Source organism: Limnothrix sp. FACHB-881, from assembly GCF_014698135.1.
GTDB lineage: Bacteria > Cyanobacteriota > Cyanobacteriia > CACIAM-69d > CACIAM-69d > CACIAM-69d.
In genome coordinates this window covers 1-20,819 of the sequence record NZ_JACJSN010000007.1, presented here as the reverse complement: position 1 = coordinate 20,819, position 20,819 = coordinate 1, and the positions used below count along the sequence as shown (strand labels likewise).

The following is a 20,819-nucleotide window of genomic DNA, read 5'->3' as shown; positions in this document are numbered from 1 at the left end:
TGCCAACTATTTATGGTTTGTAAGTCCACTCACCAATAAAGCCTTGCTGGTTAGCGAGGGATAGTAATGGCTCTAGGGTTCGACGATAGGACATTTGAAGATGCTCAAGAATCAATAGATCTGGAGCTGATATTCTCAAGTCTGAGATGTATGAACTGATGTGCTTATCCCATTTTCTCGATGTCATATGCTGATAATGAAAAACAAGAAATTTGTGTTGAAGTCCGATAAAGAAATCCAGATAATTTACACTGGGCAAATGATTAGACTTCATTAGATTTGCACGACTATCAACAGGAATTAGATTCCATGGCAGATCATGAGCCACAAAAGACCATGGCAGAAAATGATCAATCGCAGAGGTCGTATCTTGGAGAGACTGACCAGAGTAGATACAGGATAAATTCTCAGATTGAATTACTGGCTCCCAGAGCTTTGAAATCTGGTCAAGGGAGCTTCTGCGAATAGGAGGAAATATTTTAGAAACAATATTAGGCGTTGATGGGTTTCGCTGTTGCATATAAATCAGCCATTGCCAAGTTGCCCAACCTCGAACAATGGGGAAATTTTCCCGAAAGTAAATAATCCAATCTTGATGAAAAATAATAGACTGACAAAATGTTGCTTGATCAGATTTAAAACAATACAATGGCTTGATATCCTGGAATTTTTCTCTAGACAAGTCTACAATTGCTTGGTTGATTTTTGTATCCTTGATTCCGCGCAAAAATTCTTGAAAGAAAGGGTAAATTAGGCGAAAAGGAACATATCGAAGAATATCTTTGGAAATGTCATCTAAATTTTGTGCTTGAATCGATTTTCTGATTGAGTTTCTCTCGAAATTGGCAAGATTGAGAGCCGATTTCAAGAAAACAGGAGCGAGATGATCTAGCTTCTTGGCAATTCGATCTTGAGAGCCAAAAGAGAGCTTGAAGTAACTATGAGGATACCAAGCATTAATTAACATTTCAATAATCACTTCTCTCAAGTTAATCTCAAGAGGGCATTCAAATGCATGGCGCTCTAGAATATCAAGGAGCGATAAAAAGAATAGATATTTGTAAGAGGTGGTAGTACTGTTGAATAGTTGCGAGAGGATGCCAATATTAACCCCGCTCGACTGTGGTAGTTGCTGTGGGATAAAACTAAAAATTTCATCGCTCATTATTTTTGAAGTTAAGTGTTGATTGAAGTTTTTTGAAGCCATCATCGGCTCATGGCTTCCATCACGTATCTTGCATGTTTTATTTTGAGTAATCTAAGAAAGCCTTGGCAAGTAATTTGCTGCTTGAATGGAGTGCTTGAATAGTCAGCCCCCAGCCGATCGCCCTGGGGGCAGCGTGGCCGGGCGATCGATGGCCAAGCCAGACAGTCGCCCTAAACTAGGAAGAGTTCGCCCATTCTCCAGCCCGTTCCCATGGCCAATCTTGCGGATTCTCGATTAGGACGGTGGGCCCAGCGCGTGCAAGCGGCCGCCCTCATTGGTGGTCAAACCCTGGTTCACCTCAGCCGTGGCAAAATTCACCGCCGCAACACGATCGAACAAATGCACCTGGTGGGGCCCGACTCGTTGGGCATTGTGCTGCTGGCCGGCGTGTCGATCGGGGCGGTGTTTACGATCCAAGTGGCTCGCGAATTTATCAAATATGGAGCCACCTCCGCGATCGGGGGTGTGATGGCAGTGGCCATGGCGCGGGAACTGTCGCCGGTCTTTGCCGCCGTGATTTTGGCCGGGCGGGTGGGGTCGGCCTTTGCGGCGGAAATTGGCACGATGTGTGTGACGGAGCAAATCGATGCGCTTTATGTGTTGCGCACCGACCCGATCGACTATTTAGTCGTGCCTCGGGTTTTGGCCTGTTGCACCATGCTGCCCCTGCTCACGGAATTGGGGTTGCTGGCGGCCATGCTGGCGGGACTGACCATTTCGGAACTGGGCTTTGGCATCACCCGCTACGAGTTTCTCGATTCTGTGAAAACCTTTTTGGAAGTGCGGGATCTGTTTTGCGCTGCCATCAAAGGCGCTTGCTTTGGGGGGCTAATCGCCGCGATCGGCTGTGGTTGGGGTCTCACCACCAGCGGCGGGGCCAAGGGCGTGGGCCAAGCCACCACCTCCGCCGTGGTCACCTCTTTGCTGGCGATTTTGATTGCCAATTTCTTTTTGTCCTGGCTGATGTTCCGCAGCGCTCCCACGCTCTAGGCGTAATTGATCAGCGCGGTCGATCGGTGCAGTTGAATGGTCACCAGTCGCTGCGTCAAAAATCCCAATTTTCCTGAAATTCCTGGCGCGGGATGGGGCTTTTTCGATCGGGTCAGCTCGCCCCAAGAAATCTGTCACAATAGAAGGGATTTCTGGCGCAAAACAGCCGCCGTTTTTAACCCCCAATTCCGTTCTTGATCATGGCTTTTAAGATTCAAAAAACCGATGCCGAATGGCAATCGCAACTGACTCCGGAACAGTTTCAAGTGACGCGCAAGCATGGCACGGAACGCGCGTTCACGGGAGAACATTGGGATAACAAGGCTCCCGGAACCTACAACTGCGTTTGCTGTGGAACGCCCCTTTTTATTTCAGATACCAAATATGATTCGGGAACTGGCTGGCCCAGTTTTTGGCAGCCGATCGCTCCGGAAAATATTGAAACTCAGGTCGATCGCACCCTGTGGATGACCCGCACCGAAGTGCATTGTGCTAACTGTGGGGCCCACTTGGGCCATGTGTTTGAAGATGGCCCGCCGCCCACCGGCCTGCGCTATTGTATGAATTCTGCTTCCTTGAAATTTGAGCCAAATTAAGGGCCAGATTAAGGGCCAAATTGAGCTTGAATGGCGATCAATTGTCATCCGTTGTGGTTGAGTGATCGCCGAGGTTTCGATCAAACCGTTTGATCGGGTTTTTGGGTCTTGTTTCTCGATCGCATTTTGAGCTAAGAAAAAATCCCCCGCAATCGATCGACTGTGGGGGATTTTGCTTGAAGATGAAAGCTTTGCTGAATTCAGGCCATGAAGTTTAACACTGATTCTGAACTTTGGGGGTGATTTCCAGGTCAATTTCCTGTGATCACCCCCCTTGAATTGCAGCGCTTCAGGGCAGGTTGCAATCTAGGCGATCGCGGCCATTTTCACATCGCTTTCGTTCAGCAGGTCTTGCAATTCTTGGGCATCAACGGTCTCTTTTTCCACCAGCATTTGAGCCAGGCGATCGAGCACGGAGCGGTTTTCTTGCAGCACTTGCTTAGCGCGGCGGTAGGCTTGATCCACCAGGTTGCGGACTTCCTCGTCGATCGCGGCGGCCGTCTCTTCCGAGAAGTCGCGCTCGGAGGCAATGTCGCGACCCAGGAACATGTTGCCTTGCTGGCGACCGAGGGCCACCGGGCCCAGGCGATCGCTCATGCCAAAGCGGGTCACCATTTGGCGTGCCACACGGGTCACCTGCTGCAAGTCGTTGGAAGCGCCCGTGGTCACTTCCTCTTCACCGAAGATGATTTCTTCCGCCAGGCGACCGCCCAGGGCAACCGCCATTTGATTTTCCAGATAGGAACGGGAATAGAGACCCGAATCCATCCGATCTTCGCTAGGCGCAAACCAGGTCAAACCGCCGGCCTGACCGCGCGGGATGATGCTGATTTTTTGCACGGGGTCGTAGTCGGGCATCAGCGCACCCACTAGGGCGTGGCCGGCTTCGTGGTAGGCCACCAGGGTCTTGCGCTTTTCGCTCATCACGCGATCTTTCTTTTCGGGGCCGGCCAAAATCCGGTCGATCGCGTCGTTGATTTCGTCCATCGAAATTTCCGTCAAGTTGCGACGGGCGGCCAAAATTGCCGCTTCATTCAGCAAGTTCGACAGATCCGCACCGGTAAAGCCGGGGGTGCGGCGAGCAATCCGCTCCAGATCCATATCCTTCGAGAGGGACTTGCCGCGCGCGTGGACACCCAGAATTTCCAGGCGGCCGTTGAAGTCGGGGCGATCGACCACCACTTGGCGATCGAACCGGCCGGGACGCATCAGCGCCGCGTCCAACACGTCGGGGCGGTTGGTGGCCGCAATCACAATAATCCCCGTGTTGCCCTCAAAGCCGTCCATTTCGGTCAGCAATTGGTTCAGGGTTTGTTCGCGCTCGTCGTTGCCGCCGCCGAGACCCGCGCCCCGCTGACGACCTACCGCGTCGATTTCATCGATGAACACAATGCAAGGGGCGTTTTGCTTGGCCTGCTCAAACAGGTCGCGCACGCGGGAAGCCCCCACACCCACAAACATTTCCACAAATTCCGAACCGGAGATGCTGAAGAAGGGCACACCCGCTTCGCCAGCCACAGCCCGCGCCAGCAGGGTTTTACCGGTTCCCGGAGGGCCCACCAGCAGCACGCCCTTGGGAATCTTTGCACCCACGGCGGTGAAGCGATCGGCATTTTTCAGGAAGTCCACCACTTCCGTCAGCTCCAACTTGGCTTGCTCAATGCCGGCCACGTCGTTGAAGGTGATTTGGGTTTGGGGTTCCATTTGCACCCGGGCCCGCGATTTGCCAAAGTTCATGGCCGGGTTGCCCGCGCCACCTTGGGCCCGCCGCAACAGGAAGAACAAACCCACCAACAGCAGAATCGGCAGGAACAGGCTGCTCAGGGCCCGGAACCAGAAGCCTTCGTCGCTGGGCGGTTGCACGGAAATATCAACGTTGTTGCTGGTCAGAATGTTGATGATTTCCGGGTCGTTGGGCAGGTTCACCAACACGGTGCTGCCGTCTTCGGTGGTGGCCAAGGCCCGGGAGCGATCGGCGCTAATCCGCACGCGATCAACCTTTTTAGATTGCACTTCCTGCACGAATTGGCTGTAGCGCCAGGTTTCGCGGGTTTGGGGCTGTCGATCGAAGAACGCTGTACCCAGGGCGATGATTACGATCGCCAACAGGGCATAGAGTCCGGCATTTCTCCACCGTTTATTCACTGGTGCATCCTCCTAAAAGGCGTTCTGCCAGGGCGTTTGTTATGCCAGGGCTGTACTTGCCGTAGCTCAAAAATTAACTGGTTGTTAACTAATGTTAACGCAATGGCTTCCAGTCCGTCGCCATGGCTGCTATTAACGATTATGCGGATTTCCGACTCAGGATGGGTGTGGACGAAATCGCTTGGTGGGTGTAACAGCGCGATCGCCCCGCAGACTAAGGGTTATGCGGTCGTCGCCGCCAGTCGGTCTAGCCGGTCTAGCCGTCAGTGGGTTGAAGTGTTTGGGGAGAAATGAAGAGAATGCAGGCATTTGGCGGCCCGAAGACCACAGAATTTCCGATGCCGCTGGAGCCGGGCGATCGGGTGTGGGTGATTGCCCCCAGCGGGCCGGTTTTGGATCCGGCGGCGATCGCCCGGGGGGTGGAAATTTGGCAAGACCGGGGCTTTCGGGTGCAGTTTGCGGCCGGTTGGGACGCGCAAACGGGATTTTTGGCGGGCACTGATGCCCAACGTCGATCGCAACTGGCGGCGGCCTTGGCGGATCCCGGTTGCCGAGCGATCGTCTGTGCGCGGGGGGGCTATGGCTCGGCCCGACTGCTGGAGGATTGGGATTGGCCGCTGTTTGCCGGTCGAGGGGCAGGGCTGATGGTGGACCCAGCGCGATCGCCCCTGTGGTTGATTGGGTTTTCAGACATTACGGCTCTGCTGTGGAGTTTGGCCCGGCAAGGGGTGGCGGGTGTGCATGGGCCCCTGCTCACCACCTTGGGCCAGGAACCGGCCTGGACGGTCGATCGCCTGTTTAATCTGTTGGCCGGTCAGTCCCTGGAACCGCTTCAGGGTCAGGGTTGGGGCGGCGGAGCTGTGGTGGGTCGCCTGTTTCCGGGGAACCTGACGGTGATTGCCAATTTGCTCAATACGCCTTTGCAGCCCGCTTTGGAAGGGGCGATTTTGGCGATCGAAGACGTGACGGAATATCCCTACCGGATCGATCGGCTGTTGACCCAGTGGCGCTTGAGCGGTCTGTTGCGGGCGATCGGGGGCATTGCGATCGGCCATTTCACCGCCTGCGATCCGCCGCCCAACCGGCCCAGTTGCTCCATGGCGGAAGTGCTGCGCGATCGGCTGGGGGATTTGGGCCTGCCGATCGTTTCCGGGTTGCCCTTTGGCCATGAACCCCCGAATGCGGCCTTGCCCGTGGGCACGCTGGCCCGGTTGGATGGGGAGGCGGGCACGTTGGAACTCTTGAGCTAGGCAATTGTGCCCAGCAGGTCAGTCAAGGGGTCAACGGGGCGGGCAAAGCACACCTTAGACCTCTTGCGCGAATCGGCTAACAGCCCTCATCCCCCAACCCCTTCTCCCAAGGTGGGCGAAGGGGAGCCAGAAATCAGGAATAACGGCGATTTCGTTGTTGATTTTCAAGTCCCTCTCCCGACTTGGGAGAGGGATTTAGGGTGAGGGTTTTGATTGATGCAAGAGGTCTCTTGAACCCACTGCTCAACGAATCGGATTTCCATCCTGGATCACCATTGAGGAGCAGGGCCCGGTTGAGTTTTGGGGGCTAGCGATCGTCGCCCCGCAAGGCCAAGGGCGATCGGGGTAACTCAAAGGTTTTCAGCAGCAATTGCCCCGTCGCTTCCCCATCGATCGGGCGGGAAAACCAATAGCCCTGACCATAGGAACAGTCCATCGATTGCAACTGTCGCAACTGCTCGATCGTCTCAATCCCTTCCGCCACCGTGTCCATCCCCAGGGATTCCGCCAGGGCAATAATTGCCCGGACAATGGCCCAATTGCTTTCCTGGTCTGGACTGCGGGTGACAAAGGAGCGATCGATCTTGATGGTGTCGATCGGGAAGCGTTGCAAATAGCTGAGGGATGAATAGCCCGTGCCAAAGTCATCAATGCTCAGTTGAATGCCCCGATCGCGCAGTTTCCGCAACAGGGCCTCCGCCGTTTTGGCATCTGCCATCACCACGCTTTCGGTAATTTCCAACTTCAGGTGCTGCGGCGGCAGTCCCGTTTCCGCCACAATGCCTTCAATGGACTGGGCCAAATTGGGCTGGGTAAACTGCCGCGCCGACAGGTTCACACTCACACTTAGCCCGGCCCACCCATGGGCCGATCGCAGGCTGGGAATGGCCTGTAACCAAACCATCATTTGCTGGCAAGCTTCCCGCAAAATCCATTCGCCCAGGGGAATAATCGTGCCGGTTTCTTCCGCCATGGGAATAAATTCCGCCGGACTCACCAACCCCCGATCGGGATGATGCCAACGCACTAGGGCTTCCAGGCTGGCAACCCGGCCCGTAGCCAAATCCACGATCGGTTGATAAGTCAGGAAAAATTCTTGCCGCTCCATGGCCCGGCGCAAATCGCGCTCCAGATGCAGTTGCGCAATCACCCGCTCGCGGAAGGAGCGATCGAACGCCGCGTAGCAATTGCGGCCCAACTCCTTCGCCCGATACATGGCCAAATCCGCATCCCGCAGCACATCCCCCGGCCGGGCATATTCCGGCGTGCCGAACGCAATGCCAATGCTGGTGGTGATGGTGAATTCGTGGCCATCCACATCAAAGGGAGCTTTCAGGGCCAACTGCACCCGCTCGGCGGCGCGGGTGGCAATTTCCGGCTGATCCAAATCCGTCAGCAAAATGGCAAATTCATCGCCCCCCAGCCGTGCCACCGTGTCCTGGGGCCGCACACAGGTGCGCAACCGGTTCGCCAGTTCCACCAAGAGCCGATCGCCACAGAGGTGACCCAAGCTATCGTTCACCACCTTGAAGCGATCGAGATCTAAAAACAGCACCGCAAAATGGTGATTGCGTTGGCGACGGGCGATCGCCATGGTTTGACCCAACCGATCGATAAACAGGGCCCGATTCGGCAGCCCCGTCAGCGCATCATGGAGCGCGTCATGCAGCAACCGCGACTCCACCAACTTGCGCTCATGGATATCCGCCAAGGATCCCGCCATCCGCAACACATGGCCCCGCCCATCCCGAATCGCCAACCCCCGACAGAGCACCCAGCGCACGGAACCATCCGCATGGCGAATGCGATGCTCACTTTCAAAGTGGTCACTGCGGCCCTGCAAGTGGGCATCTAGCTCCGCTCGCAACTGGGCTTGATCATCCACATAAACCCGATCGAGCCATTCCTGGGGCTGGTCGCCCACTTCCGAATCGCGGTAGCCCAACAACGCCTTCCAGCGGGGCGAAAAATAAACCCGATTGGTCAAAAAATCCCAATCCCACAGCCCGTCATTGGCCCCCCGCACAGCCAAAGCGTACCGCGCCTCACTTTCCCGCAAAGCCGACACCAATTGGGATTGCCCCAAGGCCACCCCCGCCTGCACCGCAATTTGTTGCAACAAGTCCTGCTCAAAGGGTTGCCACTGGCGCGGCCCCTGGCAATGGTGAGCCAACAGCAGTCCCCACAATCGGTTTTGAGAGCGGTCTGGCTCAATCACCGGCTGCAAAATTGGTACGACCAAATTGGCCTGCACACCGAACTGGCGCAGCAGTTGGCGATGGCAAACCGAAATCCGAGCGGTTTCCACATCGTCAATGGCCGAGGTGCGCCCTTCAAGATATTTCTGGTGATAGTGGGTCGTGAAGCAGGGGTCGGAAACGGTTTTGCCCAACAGAGAATAGGGGCCATTGCCGGTAGCCTCCACCACAAAGGAGCCTTGCCGCTGTGCATCGAATTGGTAAACCAAGACCCGATCGCACTGCAACATCCGCTGCACTTCCGTGACCATGGTTTGCAGGATCGTATCCACCCGTGATGACTGGTGAATTTTGAGGGCGATTTCTGCGAACAGTTTCGATCGCCAGTATTGACGCTGTAGCTCGACTTCCGCCTCCATTCGATCGATCACATCCTACCCAGTCTTCATTGAGTTAAACGTTTGATTAAACTGCTCAAATTGGTTCTGTTTTGAGCATTAGCGGGCGATCGCCTGACGAAATCATGACAGCAGCCACCGCCCAACCTTGATGAGCATTCGATGGTGATCCTAACGAAAGGGGGTTGCTGAAACCTCAGCTCAGTGCCTTCGGGCGCAGAATAGCGAATGGGTTTTGAGCCATGGCAATGATGGATCAAAGGCTGTCTAGGGTTTGTGATGGCTAGCTGGGAGCCAGTCGCCTCTCCGGGGTTGAGGTAGAGAGTTTGGGCCCGGCTAACGAAACCGGTGTCTTAGGGTGGCACTGGGGCTGGGTGAGGGTAATGGTGGTTTGAGAGTAACGATTTTGATGCGATCGTAATCGACAAACCCAATTCAAGAAAAGGCGGCCGCGCGATCATTCCTTTCGTTAACCCCTTGATTTACGTTGATTTACGCCACGCTCCTCTAAATGTTCCCGCCAAGCGCCCCCAGCCCATCCCAAGTCGCTTCCCCCACACCGAAAGCGACCATTTGATCATTTGATCGGGTCAGCCCATTCCAGACAGGTCACACCTAAGCCACTTTTCAACGCGAAAGTATCTTAGGGTGTCGTCCTATCCTCCAAAGCCTAGTCTAAAACCCTGTGAATCTTTTAATGATCATGGTTAATAGGCTGAAATAGATCTTCTGTTTATTCAGTCTCCAATCAGGATTGTCTTCTTTGTAGCGGAGCATTACGATTTCAATCCAAGGGTCATGGTCGATCGGTTGGGATCATGACTTTAGATGACTCATGGCTAGAGGGATCCTAAGTAAGATCAGCAAAAAATCTTGACTGCTTTAGGAAAAAACACTGAGATCAACAAAAATCCCGAAGTGATCTACCCGATTTTGATGTCTCAGATTAATCTTTTATATTAACGCGATTATGATACTTTTTTGTTTTTGTCTAATTTTCATTGAGCTTTCATGGGGCTTTTCTTAGATATTTACTGAAAGTTTATAGAATTTATTACAATATTCTATCAAGATTTGATTAATTTTGTAATAAGATTTCGTGAATCAAAATTGCTTCAAAGTCACTTTTAAATTACTTTAAAGCTGACTAGATATTGATTAAAGATTAATCAAGAATTGACTGCAACTTAACTGAGAATCGATCCAATTGCAGTTGAATTGAATACTGATTAAGTCTTGATTTAGTATTTGTTTAATTTTTATTTGATATTTGATCAAAACTTAATCCGATATGGCCTCAATCTAGAAATTTCTCGAGCTTTGATTGGGTTTTGGGGATTGACAAGGCTTGGGTGGGGGGGCAGTTGCCGCTGCGGAGAAGCAACCCAATTTTGAGGCAGACTATTGTTGGAAGCGTTTGGGGACAAAAGTTCATCAGCCCCGAGAATAATAGTTCAAGACTGCTGCTAACGATCAAACTTCAACCATGTCGAATCAGTCGGGTTTCCCCTTTTCGTTCGCAACGTTAGATAATCAGCCCTTTCAAGTGGTTGCCACACCCGATCGCTCGCGGGCGGTGCTTTGTTTGCATGGCTTGGGGGGTGGGCCCTATGAAATGCGACCGTTAGCACCATTGCTGTTGAATTTGGGATGGACGGTGGAGGCGATCGCCTATCCGGGCCATGACCAACCGGGCCCGAAAATGCCCAATTCCCGCTGGGAAGATTGGTATCAGGCGGCGGAGACGGCGTTCGATCGCCTGGCTCAGTCCCATGCTCAGGTGGTGGTGGTCGGATTTTCCACGGGCTGTCCCTTGGCGTTGCGGCTAGCCCTCCAGCGATCGATCGGGGGGTTGGTGTTGCTGAGTCCGTTTATGGCAATTGTTCGCCCTGCGGCCTGGTTGCCCTCGGCGGAACAGTTGTTGCCTTGGGTTTATCCGCTGCTGAAGGAAGTGCCCCGATCGGCCTTGGCCATTGCGGATCCGGAAGGACGGGCGGCGGCCGATCGAGTAGCGCCCTATCGCTCCTTCCATCTGGGTGCTGTGCAGAGTGCGTTGGCACTGATTCAACAAGTGCGGCCCCGGTTAGGGGAAATTACGGTTCCGACGCTGATTGTGCAACCGAAGCGCGATCGGGTGGTGAATCCTCAAGGCGCACTGTATCTTTTTCAATCCCTGGGTTCCTCGTCCAAGCGTCTCTGCTGGCTGGAAAAATCAGACCATATCCTGACGCTGGACTATGATCGCGATCAGGCATTTCAAGAAATTGCCACTTTCTTTGAGCAGCTTCCTGCCTAAATTTCCTGTGCTTCAAGGGCGATCGGGTTGGGAATTTGCTGAGCTTGTGCTGCATGGGGCTGAATTTGTGCCGTATCCTATGGCCCCGTTTGGAGCAGTTGTGAGCGAGGCTGTGGTGGCCCGTTGGCTGCCCGTTGAAAGCTGAAAGTTGAAAAGGCAAATCGGCCCAATGACTGGGGCCAGGCTATTAAGAGATGGCTCGCCCTTGACCATGCCAAAATCAACCATTCAAATTGCTTTTATGGAATTTCATGGAATTTATAATATTGTCCTTGTTGATGTCATTGATTGTTTTTTCTGATATTAAATCCAATATGAAATTCCGTGACTACAATCGAAAAAACTTGATCTCGAGACTTTGCTCAGGATTTTGATTCTTGGAAAATGAGCACTGAAGTAAGCCTGAAGCGAGTGCTGATTCAAAAATTTCTGAAATAAAATTCAAATTTAAGGCCAATGGAATAATCAAAACTTCAGGAAACAATTGTTAACTGGACTACCAAATATTGAAATAATGACCAAAATTTTGAGCCGTAAGAACGGTCAGCGCCAGTATTTTTGATTGGGCAATTTAAGGAATGTGTTGTTTTTCGTCACGTTCTGTCATAATAATTTTAAAAGATTCTTAACAAAGACCGCTGAATCCAAGTAATCAACCCCAAGTGGTCTGCGAATCGGGCAGGAAACTGAAAAATGCCATGGGTGATGCGTGGTTGATGGCAGTTCCCCGGTGCAAGATCCCAACGACTGATCGCTGGCTGAAATGATGTTTGGATCGATAACTAGGTTTTCGAGTATGCCAAGTGCCGACTGGGGCGAACAGTTGCTGAGTGTTGTGGCTACTCAGGTCATCCGCCACCTGTTCACCGCGAGCGATCGGGTGGAGGTGCGGGTGGAATGTACACCTCAGATCAAGTTGCTGCAAGGCCAGGTCGATCGCTTCCAGATGTCTGGCTCGGGGCTGGTGATTCGCCATGCCTTCCGCACAGAGGCCATGGAATTTGAGACCGATGCGGTGTCGATCGACTTTGCGGGCCTGTTGCAGGGGCGGTTGTTGCTGCGTCAACCCACCCAGGCGATCGCGAAGGTGGTGTTGCTGGAAGAGGATATCAACCGGGCGTTCACGGCTCCCTTGGTGGTTCAACATTTGGAAAATTTGCCGCTCCAGGATTGGCAGGACTTGCCCGGGAGCGGGCTGGCCAAGGCTGAAAGCGTTTCGTTCCAATCGATTCAGGTGCGATTGCTGGCCAGCAATCGAATTGCCCTCAGCGCCCAGGCTTGTTTTGGGGCCGATCAACCGGTGCCGATCGCCCTGCAAGCGACCTTGGGCATTGAGCGCCGTCGGCGGTTGCGGTTTTTGAATTGCCAATTTGATCCCGATGGTTTGCCCGATCGCGCCGCTCTGGGCGAAGCAGCGATCGCCCTGGCGGCCTCGGCCAGTGAGCGACTAGGCAAAGTTTTGGATCAGTTGGTGGATCTCGATCGCTTCAATCTGGATGGGGTGACCCTGCGCATCAACACGATCGAAACCCGCGGCCAACAATTGGTATTTAGCGGTTGGGCCCAGGTGAACCATGTGCCGGAAACGACAACTCCGGGATTGGTGGCCTAGTGGCCTAGGAGCTTTAGCCGAAGGGGTAACCCTAGGGGGCTTGGGAGTTCACCGGATAATCCGAATAATCCTCTGCAAAATCGTCTCTGTAGTCTTCACAGTCTTCGCAGTCTTCGCAGTTTTCTGAATAATCTTGCCGGTAGTCGCCATAGTCCGGGTAATCTGGGGCCGCGCCAAGGCGGGAAATGGGGGGCGCGGCGATTCCTTCAACGAGGTTGAACCGATGATTCAGCAAGCTGGCCACTCCGGAACCGCTGACCGGCGGCGAAAACCAATAGCCTTGGCCATATTGGCAACCCAAGGCGCGTAGCTCACGGGCTTGGGCGGAAGTTTCGATGCCCTCGGCCACCACGTTCATGTTCAGGCTCTCTGCCAGGGCCAAAATGGTGCGGGCGATCGCCACGTTGCGCCCATCGGACTCGATCGGGGCCACAAAGGCCCGATCGATCTTCAGCGTATCGATCGGCAGTTGATGCAAACGACTCAGGGACGAATAGCCTGTGCCAAAGTCATCAATGCTGAGTCGAAAGCCCAATTCCCGAAACTCAGCCAAGGTGGCAGCGATCGTATCTTCGCGATCGAGCATCATGCTTTCGGTAATTTCAAACCCAATCCAACTGGGATCAATTTCCTCTCGGACACAGATCGATCGCATGTGCTGAGCCAGGTTGGGTTGGGCCAACTGTTGCACCGACAGGTTCACCGCCACGGTGATCGGTCGCCCGGCCCGCAAGCCCGAATTCCAGTAGCGCAGGTGGCGACAGGTCATTTCCAGCACCCATTCCCCAATTTGGCTGATCACCCCGCTTTCTTCCGCGATCGGCACAAATTCCGCCGGAGAAATCAGGCCCCGTTGCGGGTGATGCCACCGAATCAGCGCCTCAAAGGCCTTCACTTCCCCGGTTGCCAAGCAAATGATCGGTTGATAATAGGGTTCCAGTTCCCCCCGCTCGATCGCCCGCCAAAGTTGATTTTCCAGTTGCAAGCGCGCCACCGCCCGATCGCGCATACTGGGATCAAACACCACCGATTGGCTCTGGCGTAGGGTCTTTGCCCGATACATCGCAATATCCGCATCGCGCAGCAGTTCCTCCGCGTGGCGATAGGCCGGTTTGCCCGGCCCCGTGCGGCTAAACACCACCCCCACACTGGCGCTGGCAAAGATCTCCATCTCATCGATCGTGAATGGATCACTGAGCGCCGCATGAACCCGCTGGGTCACGGCCTCGGCTGTTTCCAACTGCCGTACCTGCTCCACCAGCACCACAAACTCATCTCCGCCCAACCGGGCCACCATCCCCTGCTGAGGCAAGGCCGAAACCAGCCGCCGAGCAATCATTTGCAACAGGCGATCGCCCGTGCCGTGGCCGTGGCTGCTGTTCACCAGCTTGAAGCGATCCACATCCAGCAACAACAGTGCAAAATCCAATTGCTCTCGATCGAGCAATGACTGCACCCGCTCCGCCAAGGCCCGCCGATTGGGCAGCGCCGTCAAGGGGTCATAGAGCGCGTGATATCGCAGCCAGCTTTCCGCCTGCTCATGGGCCGTGATGTCGTGGCAGTTCACCACCACTCCCCGCACCGACGGATCATCCAACAAATTGGTCGTGACCGCCTCCAGCAAATTCCAGTCCCCATTGCGGTGGCGCACACGGTAGCGAACGGGGGGCTGACTCAACCCCGGTTCCGCTAGGGAACGCAACAGGGTTTGCAACACCACCTGCACATCATCCTCATGAACGAAGGTGCTGAGGTGATGGTTAACTGCCTCCTGGGGGGAATATCCTAAAATCCGCTCGGCCGAAGGGCTAACGTAGCAAAACGTCCCTTGCTGATCAAGGATGACGATGATGTCACTGGCATTGGCCAGCAAAGACTCAAACCGATGGTTATTTCCTGGAGACACAGAACCATAGGAAGGTTGAAGGGAGTCAGCCACGCGAGAGCGCCCTCAGAATTTGCCACGTCAGTCGTTGTACCAAGAGCAGATGGGGATTAAAGATTAATCGCAACCCACCCAGTGAGTCCTCTGGATAATTTAGAGGTTACCGGTCGTCTATGGGGCACCGGTCGTTACTGGTGTCGTGACCATCCGGCTGCACTCATTTCCCCACAACCGCCCCCTGGGCCCGGGTAAACCACCACAGAGAATTCCCGGGGCGATCGCCCAAGGTTTGCATTGTTAACAGCGAGTTAACAGCGAATGAATGAGAGTTCCATGAACTGGAGGCCAAGGGATGGAACTGACGCTGATTGAGCGGGAGTGATAACAGCTCCACGGCAGCACCCGATTCTGGAAACTCAGGCTAGCAGGTATGCGGGTTGTCCAGCTCACTAAGTGAATTATTCATCAGCATTTCTTAGCCAGCCTATGACAATCGGCATACCTGCTAGCCGCTGAGATACCAAACATTGCACGAACATCAAAAGACTGACACCCTGACAGTCAAACTCTAACGCAGATTCGCGCTGATTGGAAGCAGCCTCCGAGGGCTTCCGATAAGTGACCAGGGGGGCGCAAGAGCGCGATCGAGCGTCGGTAATGCGGACAGTTGCGACGATTTGGAGTGCTTTGGATCACCACGGGGTCACGATGAAGTCACTCAAAAATGGTACTGGGATCATTGCTAAATGCCCACTCATTCAGGGCAAAACAGCCCCGAGATCAGCCGGTAATGGGTCTGTGATCAACCCACGATCGACTATGGGATCACTGCACGATGCTGACCTGGGCCCGATGCAGCAAACGGCCCTGATGACGAAAACCGGGCATGGTTACTTTGACGCGATCGCCCGGTTGAGCATGACCCCAGGCTAATTGATGCCATTGGGGGTCATAGACCACTTCTTCCCCGATCGGGGCAATTTGTTCAACGGCCCAATGTTCCAGCAACTGATCCAGCGGCCGCAACAGGGGCAAGAGATTGGTGGCGGGAATGTGGGGATTGTGCTGGGCGGCGGCAACGGCCTTATACCAATTCAGCAGCCAAGGTTCCAGAATTTGCAAGCTCGATCGTTGGAATTCCGCCAACAGTTGCTCTCGTTCGCTTTCCAGGCGAGTTTTCAGCCGGTGATATTCCTGCTGAAGCTGCACTAACTCGGCCGCATGAACATCAGGAGCCAACCGCTGGGCCGGGGATTGGTCGGAGGCGGGCTTGGTGTTGTCGGCATTGTTCGCCATGCCCAACAGATCGATCGGGGTGACGTTCAAGGCCTTGGCAATCCGCCCGATCGCATCGAGGCGCAAGCGATCCAAATTGCCTTGCCGCAACAATCGCACCTGATACATAGAAACCTGTGCGGCATCCGCCAAGGCTCGCCAACTGCGCACCTTGGCCGTCACCATCCAACGTTTCAGCAACCGCTCCCGATCGCTCATTAACTTCTCGTACTTTTGCTTGAGTCCTTTACTTGGGCCCCGATGGGCCGCCAATTGCTCCAAACAAGGGCCCTGTCCCTTTCGCTCTTCCCTGGCGCTGGCCCTAGCCAATGGGCTAGTTGCAAGCTCAGGAGCGGATTTCACCCATATCCTACCAGAATGAGCGAAAGCACCCCCGAAAGCCGCTGAACCACCCAACGCAAAGCGCCATCCTTTACATTGCAACTTGCAACATTGCAGCTTTCAACATTTCAACTTGCAATATTTCAACTTGCAATATTTCAGCTTTCAACCGGCTAGCGGCCTGAGCCGGAGATCCTCGATCGCTGGCTGCCCATCCTCAGCCCGTCCCCACGCCAAGGCCTAGGATAAGCGGCTGCTCATCCTAGGGCTGGTTGTCAAATCGCCTGAAACCCTGATTCCGCCGTTGGCAGATCGTGAGAGACAAGGGGCTTAAGCCCCTTGTTACAACGACTGGGATATGGAAAATCAATCGTTTCCGCCTGATCCTAGGAAATGACGACAGCCCCTAAACCGATTCAATCTGACTCAGGCCGATTCAAATGGATTCAGCCAACGCAGCAATTCTTGGCTGAGGCGATTTAGATCGCGATAAAAAATTTCTTGCTTGGCCCATTGCCCGATCGCGTCGAGGGGGCTGAACGCGCCGCCGGTTTGCCACTGAATATCCTGGCCCAAAGGGGTGAGGTGATTTCCCGGTAACTCCTGCAAGGCTAACCAGCCGGGAAAGCGTCGTTGCAAAATGGGAGCCAATCGGCTCGACTGATCCAGATCATCGGTGGCAAAACGAATGAGCAAATTGCGACGAATCCCGTATTGGGCGGCGATCAATTGCTCCGTTTCCGTAGGCGAGGGGGTGAATTCCGCATTCAGCCGCTTATCAAACACATCAGCCGGAACAGCCCCAGGCACAGCACGGTTAATCGACTCCAGAACGGGGCCGAAGCGATCGAACAGGGGAATTGCCCGTTGCGCCGAATAGTTATTGAAGGCCATCAGCGCATTGCCGGCCCGCTCCACCTCAAAGATGCTGCCGATGAGCAGATGCAGCTTGCAGCCCATGCTGTGGCCCAGACCATAGACCGGGATCGATCGCCGCCGCAGTTGACCATGGCGATAAAGCCAATCGATGGCGCGATCGAACCGGATCAGCGCATCCTCCGCGATCGCCTCATGGTCAAACCCAGAATTGACAAAGGGCGTGGCGATCGTTCCGTAACCGCGATTGGCCAGCCGCTCCAGCAACCAGCGGTAGGTGAACTGGGGAGCCGCGCCCACAAAAGCCCCGCCCAGGAAATGAATCACCCCTAGCGGATTCGCCGGGATCAGCACCCAAGCTCCGTTTAATTCACGCCACTGTGCTGCCTGTCCCGCCATCGATCGCCCACGTTCGTTCTGTTGATCAAACCCTTGGCATTGTAGCGCTTTGCTTATGGAGCGGGGTTTCGGCGGGATTTTCTGCCCCCGATCGCCAGAAGATCCCGCCAGGGCCGTAGGCTGGTTAGACACCAAAATTCTTGGGATTTTCGCAACCCCCAGGGGCAAACCATGGCCAGAATTAACGACAACTACCTGAAGCTAAAAGCCGGTTATCTGTTTCCCGAAATCGCCCGCCGGGTGAACGCCTTCGCCGCCGAGCATCCCGATGCGCCGATTATCCGCTTGGGCATTGGCGACGTGACCGAACCGCTGCCGGAAGCCTGCCGTACCGCCATGATCAACGCGGTCAACGACATGGGCGATCGGGGCAGCTTCAAGGGCTACGGCCCCGAGCAGGGCTACGCCTGGTTGCGCGAGGCGATCGCCCAGCATGATTTCCAAGCCCGTGGTTGCGATATTGATGCCTCGGAAATCTTCATCTCCGACGGCTCCAAGTGCGACTGCGGCAACATTCTGGACATCTTCGGCCACGACAACACGATCGCCGTCACCGATCCCGTCTATCCCGTCTATGTGGACACCAACGTGATGGCGGGCCACACGGGCGACGCGAACGATCGGGGCGAGTATGGCGGCTTGGTTTACCTGCCGATTTCCGCCGAAAACGACTTCACCGCCCAAATTCCCAGCGAAAAAGTCGATCTGATCTATCTCTGCTTCCCCAACAATCCCACCGGATCCGTCGCCACCCGCGAACACCTGCAAGCCTGGGTCGATTACGCCCGCAGCCACGGCTCGATTATCTTCTTCGATGCCGCCTACGAAGCCTTCATCACCGATCCGGCGATTCCCCACTCGATTTTTGAAATTGAAGGGGCCCGCGACTGTGCGATCGAGTTCCGCTCCTTCTCCAAAAACGCTGGCTTCACCGGAACCCGTTGCGCCTTGACCGTTGTGCCCAAGACCCTGAAGGGTCAAACTGCTGACGGCACGGGCGTGGATCTCTGGAGCCTGTGGAACCGTCGCCAATCCACCAAGTTCAACGGCGTGTCCTACATTGTCCAGCGCGGGGCCGAGGCGGTCTACTCACCCGAGGGGCAAGCCCAAACCAAAGCCCTGGTGAGCTTCTATCTGGAAAACGCCCAAATCATCCGCGAGAAGCTGACCGAAGCGGGTTTGGCGGTCTATGGCGGCATCAACGCGCCCTATGTGTGGGTGAAAACGCCGAACGGTCTGTCGAGCTGGGATTTCTTTGATAAGTTGCTGCACACCTGCAACGTGGTGGGCACGCCGGGTTCGGGCTTCGGCGCGGCGGGCGAAGGCTATTTCCGCATTTCAGCCTTCAACAGCCGGGCCAACGTGGAAGAAGCCACGCGCCGGATCGTGGAAACCTTCAAGGCGTAATCGCTAAACCTGATCAGGGGCGCGGGGAAAATCGGTCTCCCGCGTACCCTGCAAAGGATTACGAATTAAGCCGCATGAGACGTGGCGGGGGTGATGGGCAACGGTGAACCGTCGGGCAGTAGAACGGGTTGTTCAAGAGCTGCTTGAAGCGATCGCGCCAAGGCTTTAAGTTCATCCAGGCTATTGGCTTTGGGTTGAATCACCGCAGTGGTATCGATCTGAAGGTTGCCCATGCCATCGTCAAAAACTGGGCAGATTTGATAGCGATTGTCTTGGAAGACAACGCGATAGCTTTTGGTGGTGGTTGGTGACGTTGCGCTTGTTTTTTGACCGATTTGGTACAGGAATTCCGGGGCAAAATCTGCACCATTGGGCCAGGCGATCGTGTGGGTTTCTGGGTCGATTGCCACTTGCTGAAAAGCAGCCAGGGATTTGAGGGGTTCAAAAATTTCCCCGTAAAGTTCAGCTTCTAGGTCAACCCGTACCGTTTCTTGATTATTGAAAATCAGTTCTAATTCATAGCCTTGCAAGTGGCGAACTTTTGTAATTGCTAGAGATTGAGGTGCTGTCAACATGGCTAGAGCACTTAATGCCAGAGAAATTTTTAGGACTCGATAAACAAGAGCGGTTTGCGATCGCGGGCCCGCTGCCAATTGTCTCGAAGTTCTGCATCATGCTGATCTGCCCACTCCAGTACCATCCGCAGAGCTTGTTTATTCATTTTCCCTTGGACTAAACCGCTGTCTAGCTCAATTAAAACCTCTTGGTCTTGATAGCGGGCGTGGAAGTGGGGTGGTTGGTGATCGTTGTAGTTGATATAGATAATGATGCCTTGAAAACGGGCAATCGTGGGCATAGTCTTTTAGATCGAGATAAGACGGGATAAACCCAATTTAGTTGTGTAGGTTGGGTTGAGTCTTACGAAACTCAACGTGATCAGTTCAGAACTGACAATCTGCAAACCTCTAAATGATTAGGACGCGATCGCAAAGCCAGTGTGGGGACGAACTTTGGGGTGACGGAATCTGAGCACGATCGCCTGTTGAACAATGCCGCGATCGAGTAAATCTCGGGCTACGCCGGATTCGGTTTCATCGTTTTGAATCCAAATCAAGCCATCAATAATTTCGATATGGATTGGGGTGCTGTGAAAGTAGCGATCGCCCTCCCAGCCGCTGTCGATTAGGGCGTAGTTGTCGCGGGTTTCATCCACAAGGATGCGCAATCGATAGGGGCTATTGGCGCTGTTGCGATAGTCGGCGTGTTCTTGCAAGACGGCTTGAATAATGGTGCGGTAGTTCAGCGGGGTATCCATTGTTTGGGTGATCGTCTTTTTGCTAAATCATTTATCCCAATCAATTTGTGGTCGTGTAGGTTGGGTTGAGTCTTGCGAAACCCAACGCGATCAATGCAGCACTTACTGTTGTTGGGTTTCGTGCCTCAACCCAACCTACTGAGGATCAATTTTAGCGAGTTGTTCGGTTGCCCATTGGCGTAAGAGATCGTCGGGGTCATTGGCAGCGCGATCGCGTAACAAGTCAATCACCAACGGATTCTCAGGCGCAATTTCTAACAATCCATCAAGGGCTGTTCGACGCGGGTTAAATTGCCATTCGTAATCTCGCTGAAGCTGAAATGGATCTTGGGTGGCAACTTCGCACAGTAAGTTGAATGTATCAGGGTCATTTCTCCAGCCCCGAGCCAACTCCTGCACCGCTGCTTGCCGCACAAGCCAGTTCTGATCGGATCGCGCGCGGTCTTTGAGCAAGGGCAAGGTGTCGGGGTCGTCTTTCCAGCCCCGAGCCAACTCCTGCACCGCTACTTGCCGCACAGGCGAGTCCTTATCGGATCGCGCGCGGTCTTTGAGCAAGGGCAAGGTGTCGGGGTCGTCTTTCCAGCCCCGAGCCAACTCCTGCACCGCTGCTTGCCGCACAGATCCGAAC

General features: G+C 54.3%; 16 protein-coding genes. 6 read left to right on the top strand and 10 right to left on the bottom strand.

Annotated features, from left to right (window positions below):
- Window positions 1–10 precede the first annotated feature (10 nt).
- A complete protein-coding gene (locus tag H6G52_RS08435; RefSeq protein WP_199312278.1) occupies window positions 11–1,210 on the bottom strand; it encodes an HNH endonuclease domain-containing protein in 1,200 nt (399 codons plus the stop codon).
- 207 nt (window positions 1,211–1,417) lie between these two features.
- Here H6G52_RS08435 and H6G52_RS08430 point away from each other — a divergent pair, with 207 nt between their 5' ends.
- A complete protein-coding gene (locus H6G52_RS08430) occupies window positions 1,418–2,197 on the top strand; it encodes an MlaE family lipid ABC transporter permease subunit (RefSeq protein WP_190527701.1) in 780 nt (259 codons plus the stop codon).
- A gap of 200 nt (window positions 2,198–2,397) precedes the next feature.
- Window positions 2,398–2,793: a peptide-methionine (R)-S-oxide reductase MsrB gene (gene msrB / locus H6G52_RS08425; protein WP_099534448.1), complete on the top strand. Its 396-nt coding sequence runs from the start codon at window positions 2,398–2,400 to the stop codon at window positions 2,791–2,793.
- 306 nt (window positions 2,794–3,099) lie between these two features.
- Here the strand turns inward: msrB and ftsH3 are convergent, their stop codons facing one another.
- Window positions 3,100–4,938 carry an ATP-dependent zinc metalloprotease FtsH3 gene (ftsH3, locus tag H6G52_RS08420; protein ID WP_099534429.1) on the bottom strand — a complete coding sequence of 613 codons (1,839 nt, stop codon included), beginning with the start codon at window positions 4,936–4,938 and terminating at the stop codon, window positions 3,100–3,102.
- Window positions 4,939–5,228: 290 nt separating this feature from the next.
- Between ftsH3 and H6G52_RS08415 the strand changes: the two genes are divergently transcribed.
- Window positions 5,229–6,188, top strand: a complete 960-nt coding sequence (locus H6G52_RS08415) for an LD-carboxypeptidase (RefSeq protein WP_242026281.1) — start codon at window positions 5,229–5,231, stop codon at window positions 6,186–6,188.
- 307 nt (window positions 6,189–6,495) lie between these two features.
- Here the strand turns inward: H6G52_RS08415 and H6G52_RS08410 are convergent, their stop codons facing one another.
- Window positions 6,496–8,817 (bottom strand): EAL domain-containing protein, encoded by a 2,322-nt coding sequence (locus H6G52_RS08410; protein ID WP_190527700.1) that lies wholly within the window; start codon window positions 8,815–8,817, stop codon window positions 6,496–6,498.
- A 1,513-nt stretch (window positions 8,818–10,330) separates the two neighbouring features.
- Between H6G52_RS08410 and H6G52_RS08405 the strand changes: the two genes are divergently transcribed.
- A complete protein-coding gene (locus H6G52_RS08405; RefSeq protein WP_347278317.1) occupies window positions 10,331–11,080 on the top strand; it encodes an alpha/beta fold hydrolase in 750 nt (249 codons plus the stop codon).
- Window positions 11,081–11,876: 796 nt separating this feature from the next.
- Entirely contained in the window at window positions 11,877–12,692 is an 816-nt protein-coding gene (locus H6G52_RS08400; protein ID WP_242026280.1) for a DUF2993 domain-containing protein, read from the top strand.
- 31 nt (window positions 12,693–12,723) lie between these two features.
- Here the strand turns inward: H6G52_RS08400 and H6G52_RS19070 are convergent, their stop codons facing one another.
- The 3 genes from H6G52_RS19070 to H6G52_RS08385 all read right to left on the bottom strand — a co-directional run bounded on the left by H6G52_RS19070 (window position 12,724) and on the right by H6G52_RS08385 (window position 17,469).
- Window positions 12,724–14,631 carry a bifunctional diguanylate cyclase/phosphodiesterase gene (locus H6G52_RS19070; RefSeq protein WP_099534425.1) on the bottom strand — a complete coding sequence of 636 codons (1,908 nt, stop codon included), beginning with the start codon at window positions 14,629–14,631 and terminating at the stop codon, window positions 12,724–12,726.
- Window positions 14,632–15,402: 771 nt separating this feature from the next.
- The gene (gene grpE, locus H6G52_RS08390; protein ID WP_099534424.1) at window positions 15,403–16,071 is read right to left on the bottom strand and encodes a nucleotide exchange factor GrpE; all 669 of its coding nucleotides are present in this window, start codon (window positions 16,069–16,071) and stop codon (window positions 15,403–15,405) included.
- Window positions 16,072–16,620: 549 nt separating this feature from the next.
- Window positions 16,621–17,469 carry a DUF1350 family protein gene (locus H6G52_RS08385; RefSeq protein ID WP_099534423.1) on the bottom strand — a complete coding sequence of 283 codons (849 nt, stop codon included), beginning with the start codon at window positions 17,467–17,469 and terminating at the stop codon, window positions 16,621–16,623.
- Window positions 17,470–17,640: 171 nt separating this feature from the next.
- Here H6G52_RS08385 and H6G52_RS08380 point away from each other — a divergent pair, with 171 nt between their 5' ends.
- Window positions 17,641–18,876, top strand: a complete 1,236-nt coding sequence (locus tag H6G52_RS08380; RefSeq protein WP_190527698.1) for an LL-diaminopimelate aminotransferase — start codon at window positions 17,641–17,643, stop codon at window positions 18,874–18,876.
- 65 nt (window positions 18,877–18,941) lie between these two features.
- On the opposite strand, the gene H6G52_RS08375 is transcribed toward H6G52_RS08380, so the two are convergent.
- From H6G52_RS08375 to H6G52_RS08360, 4 genes are all read right to left on the bottom strand, one after another.
- Window positions 18,942–19,451 carry a DUF2442 domain-containing protein gene (locus H6G52_RS08375; RefSeq protein WP_190527696.1) on the bottom strand — a complete coding sequence of 170 codons (510 nt, stop codon included), beginning with the start codon at window positions 19,449–19,451 and terminating at the stop codon, window positions 18,942–18,944.
- 29 nt (window positions 19,452–19,480) lie between these two features.
- The gene (locus H6G52_RS08370) at window positions 19,481–19,732 is read right to left on the bottom strand and encodes a DUF4160 domain-containing protein (protein WP_190527694.1); all 252 of its coding nucleotides are present in this window, start codon (window positions 19,730–19,732) and stop codon (window positions 19,481–19,483) included.
- Between the two features lie 117 nt (window positions 19,733–19,849).
- On the bottom strand, window positions 19,850–20,191 hold the full coding sequence (locus H6G52_RS08365) for a XisI protein (protein WP_190527692.1): 342 nt from the start codon (window positions 20,189–20,191) through the stop codon (window positions 19,850–19,852).
- A 135-nt stretch (window positions 20,192–20,326) separates the two neighbouring features.
- Window positions 20,327–20,819 (bottom strand): HEAT repeat domain-containing protein (locus H6G52_RS08360; protein WP_190527690.1); only part of this gene is annotated, 493 nt, incomplete at its 5' end.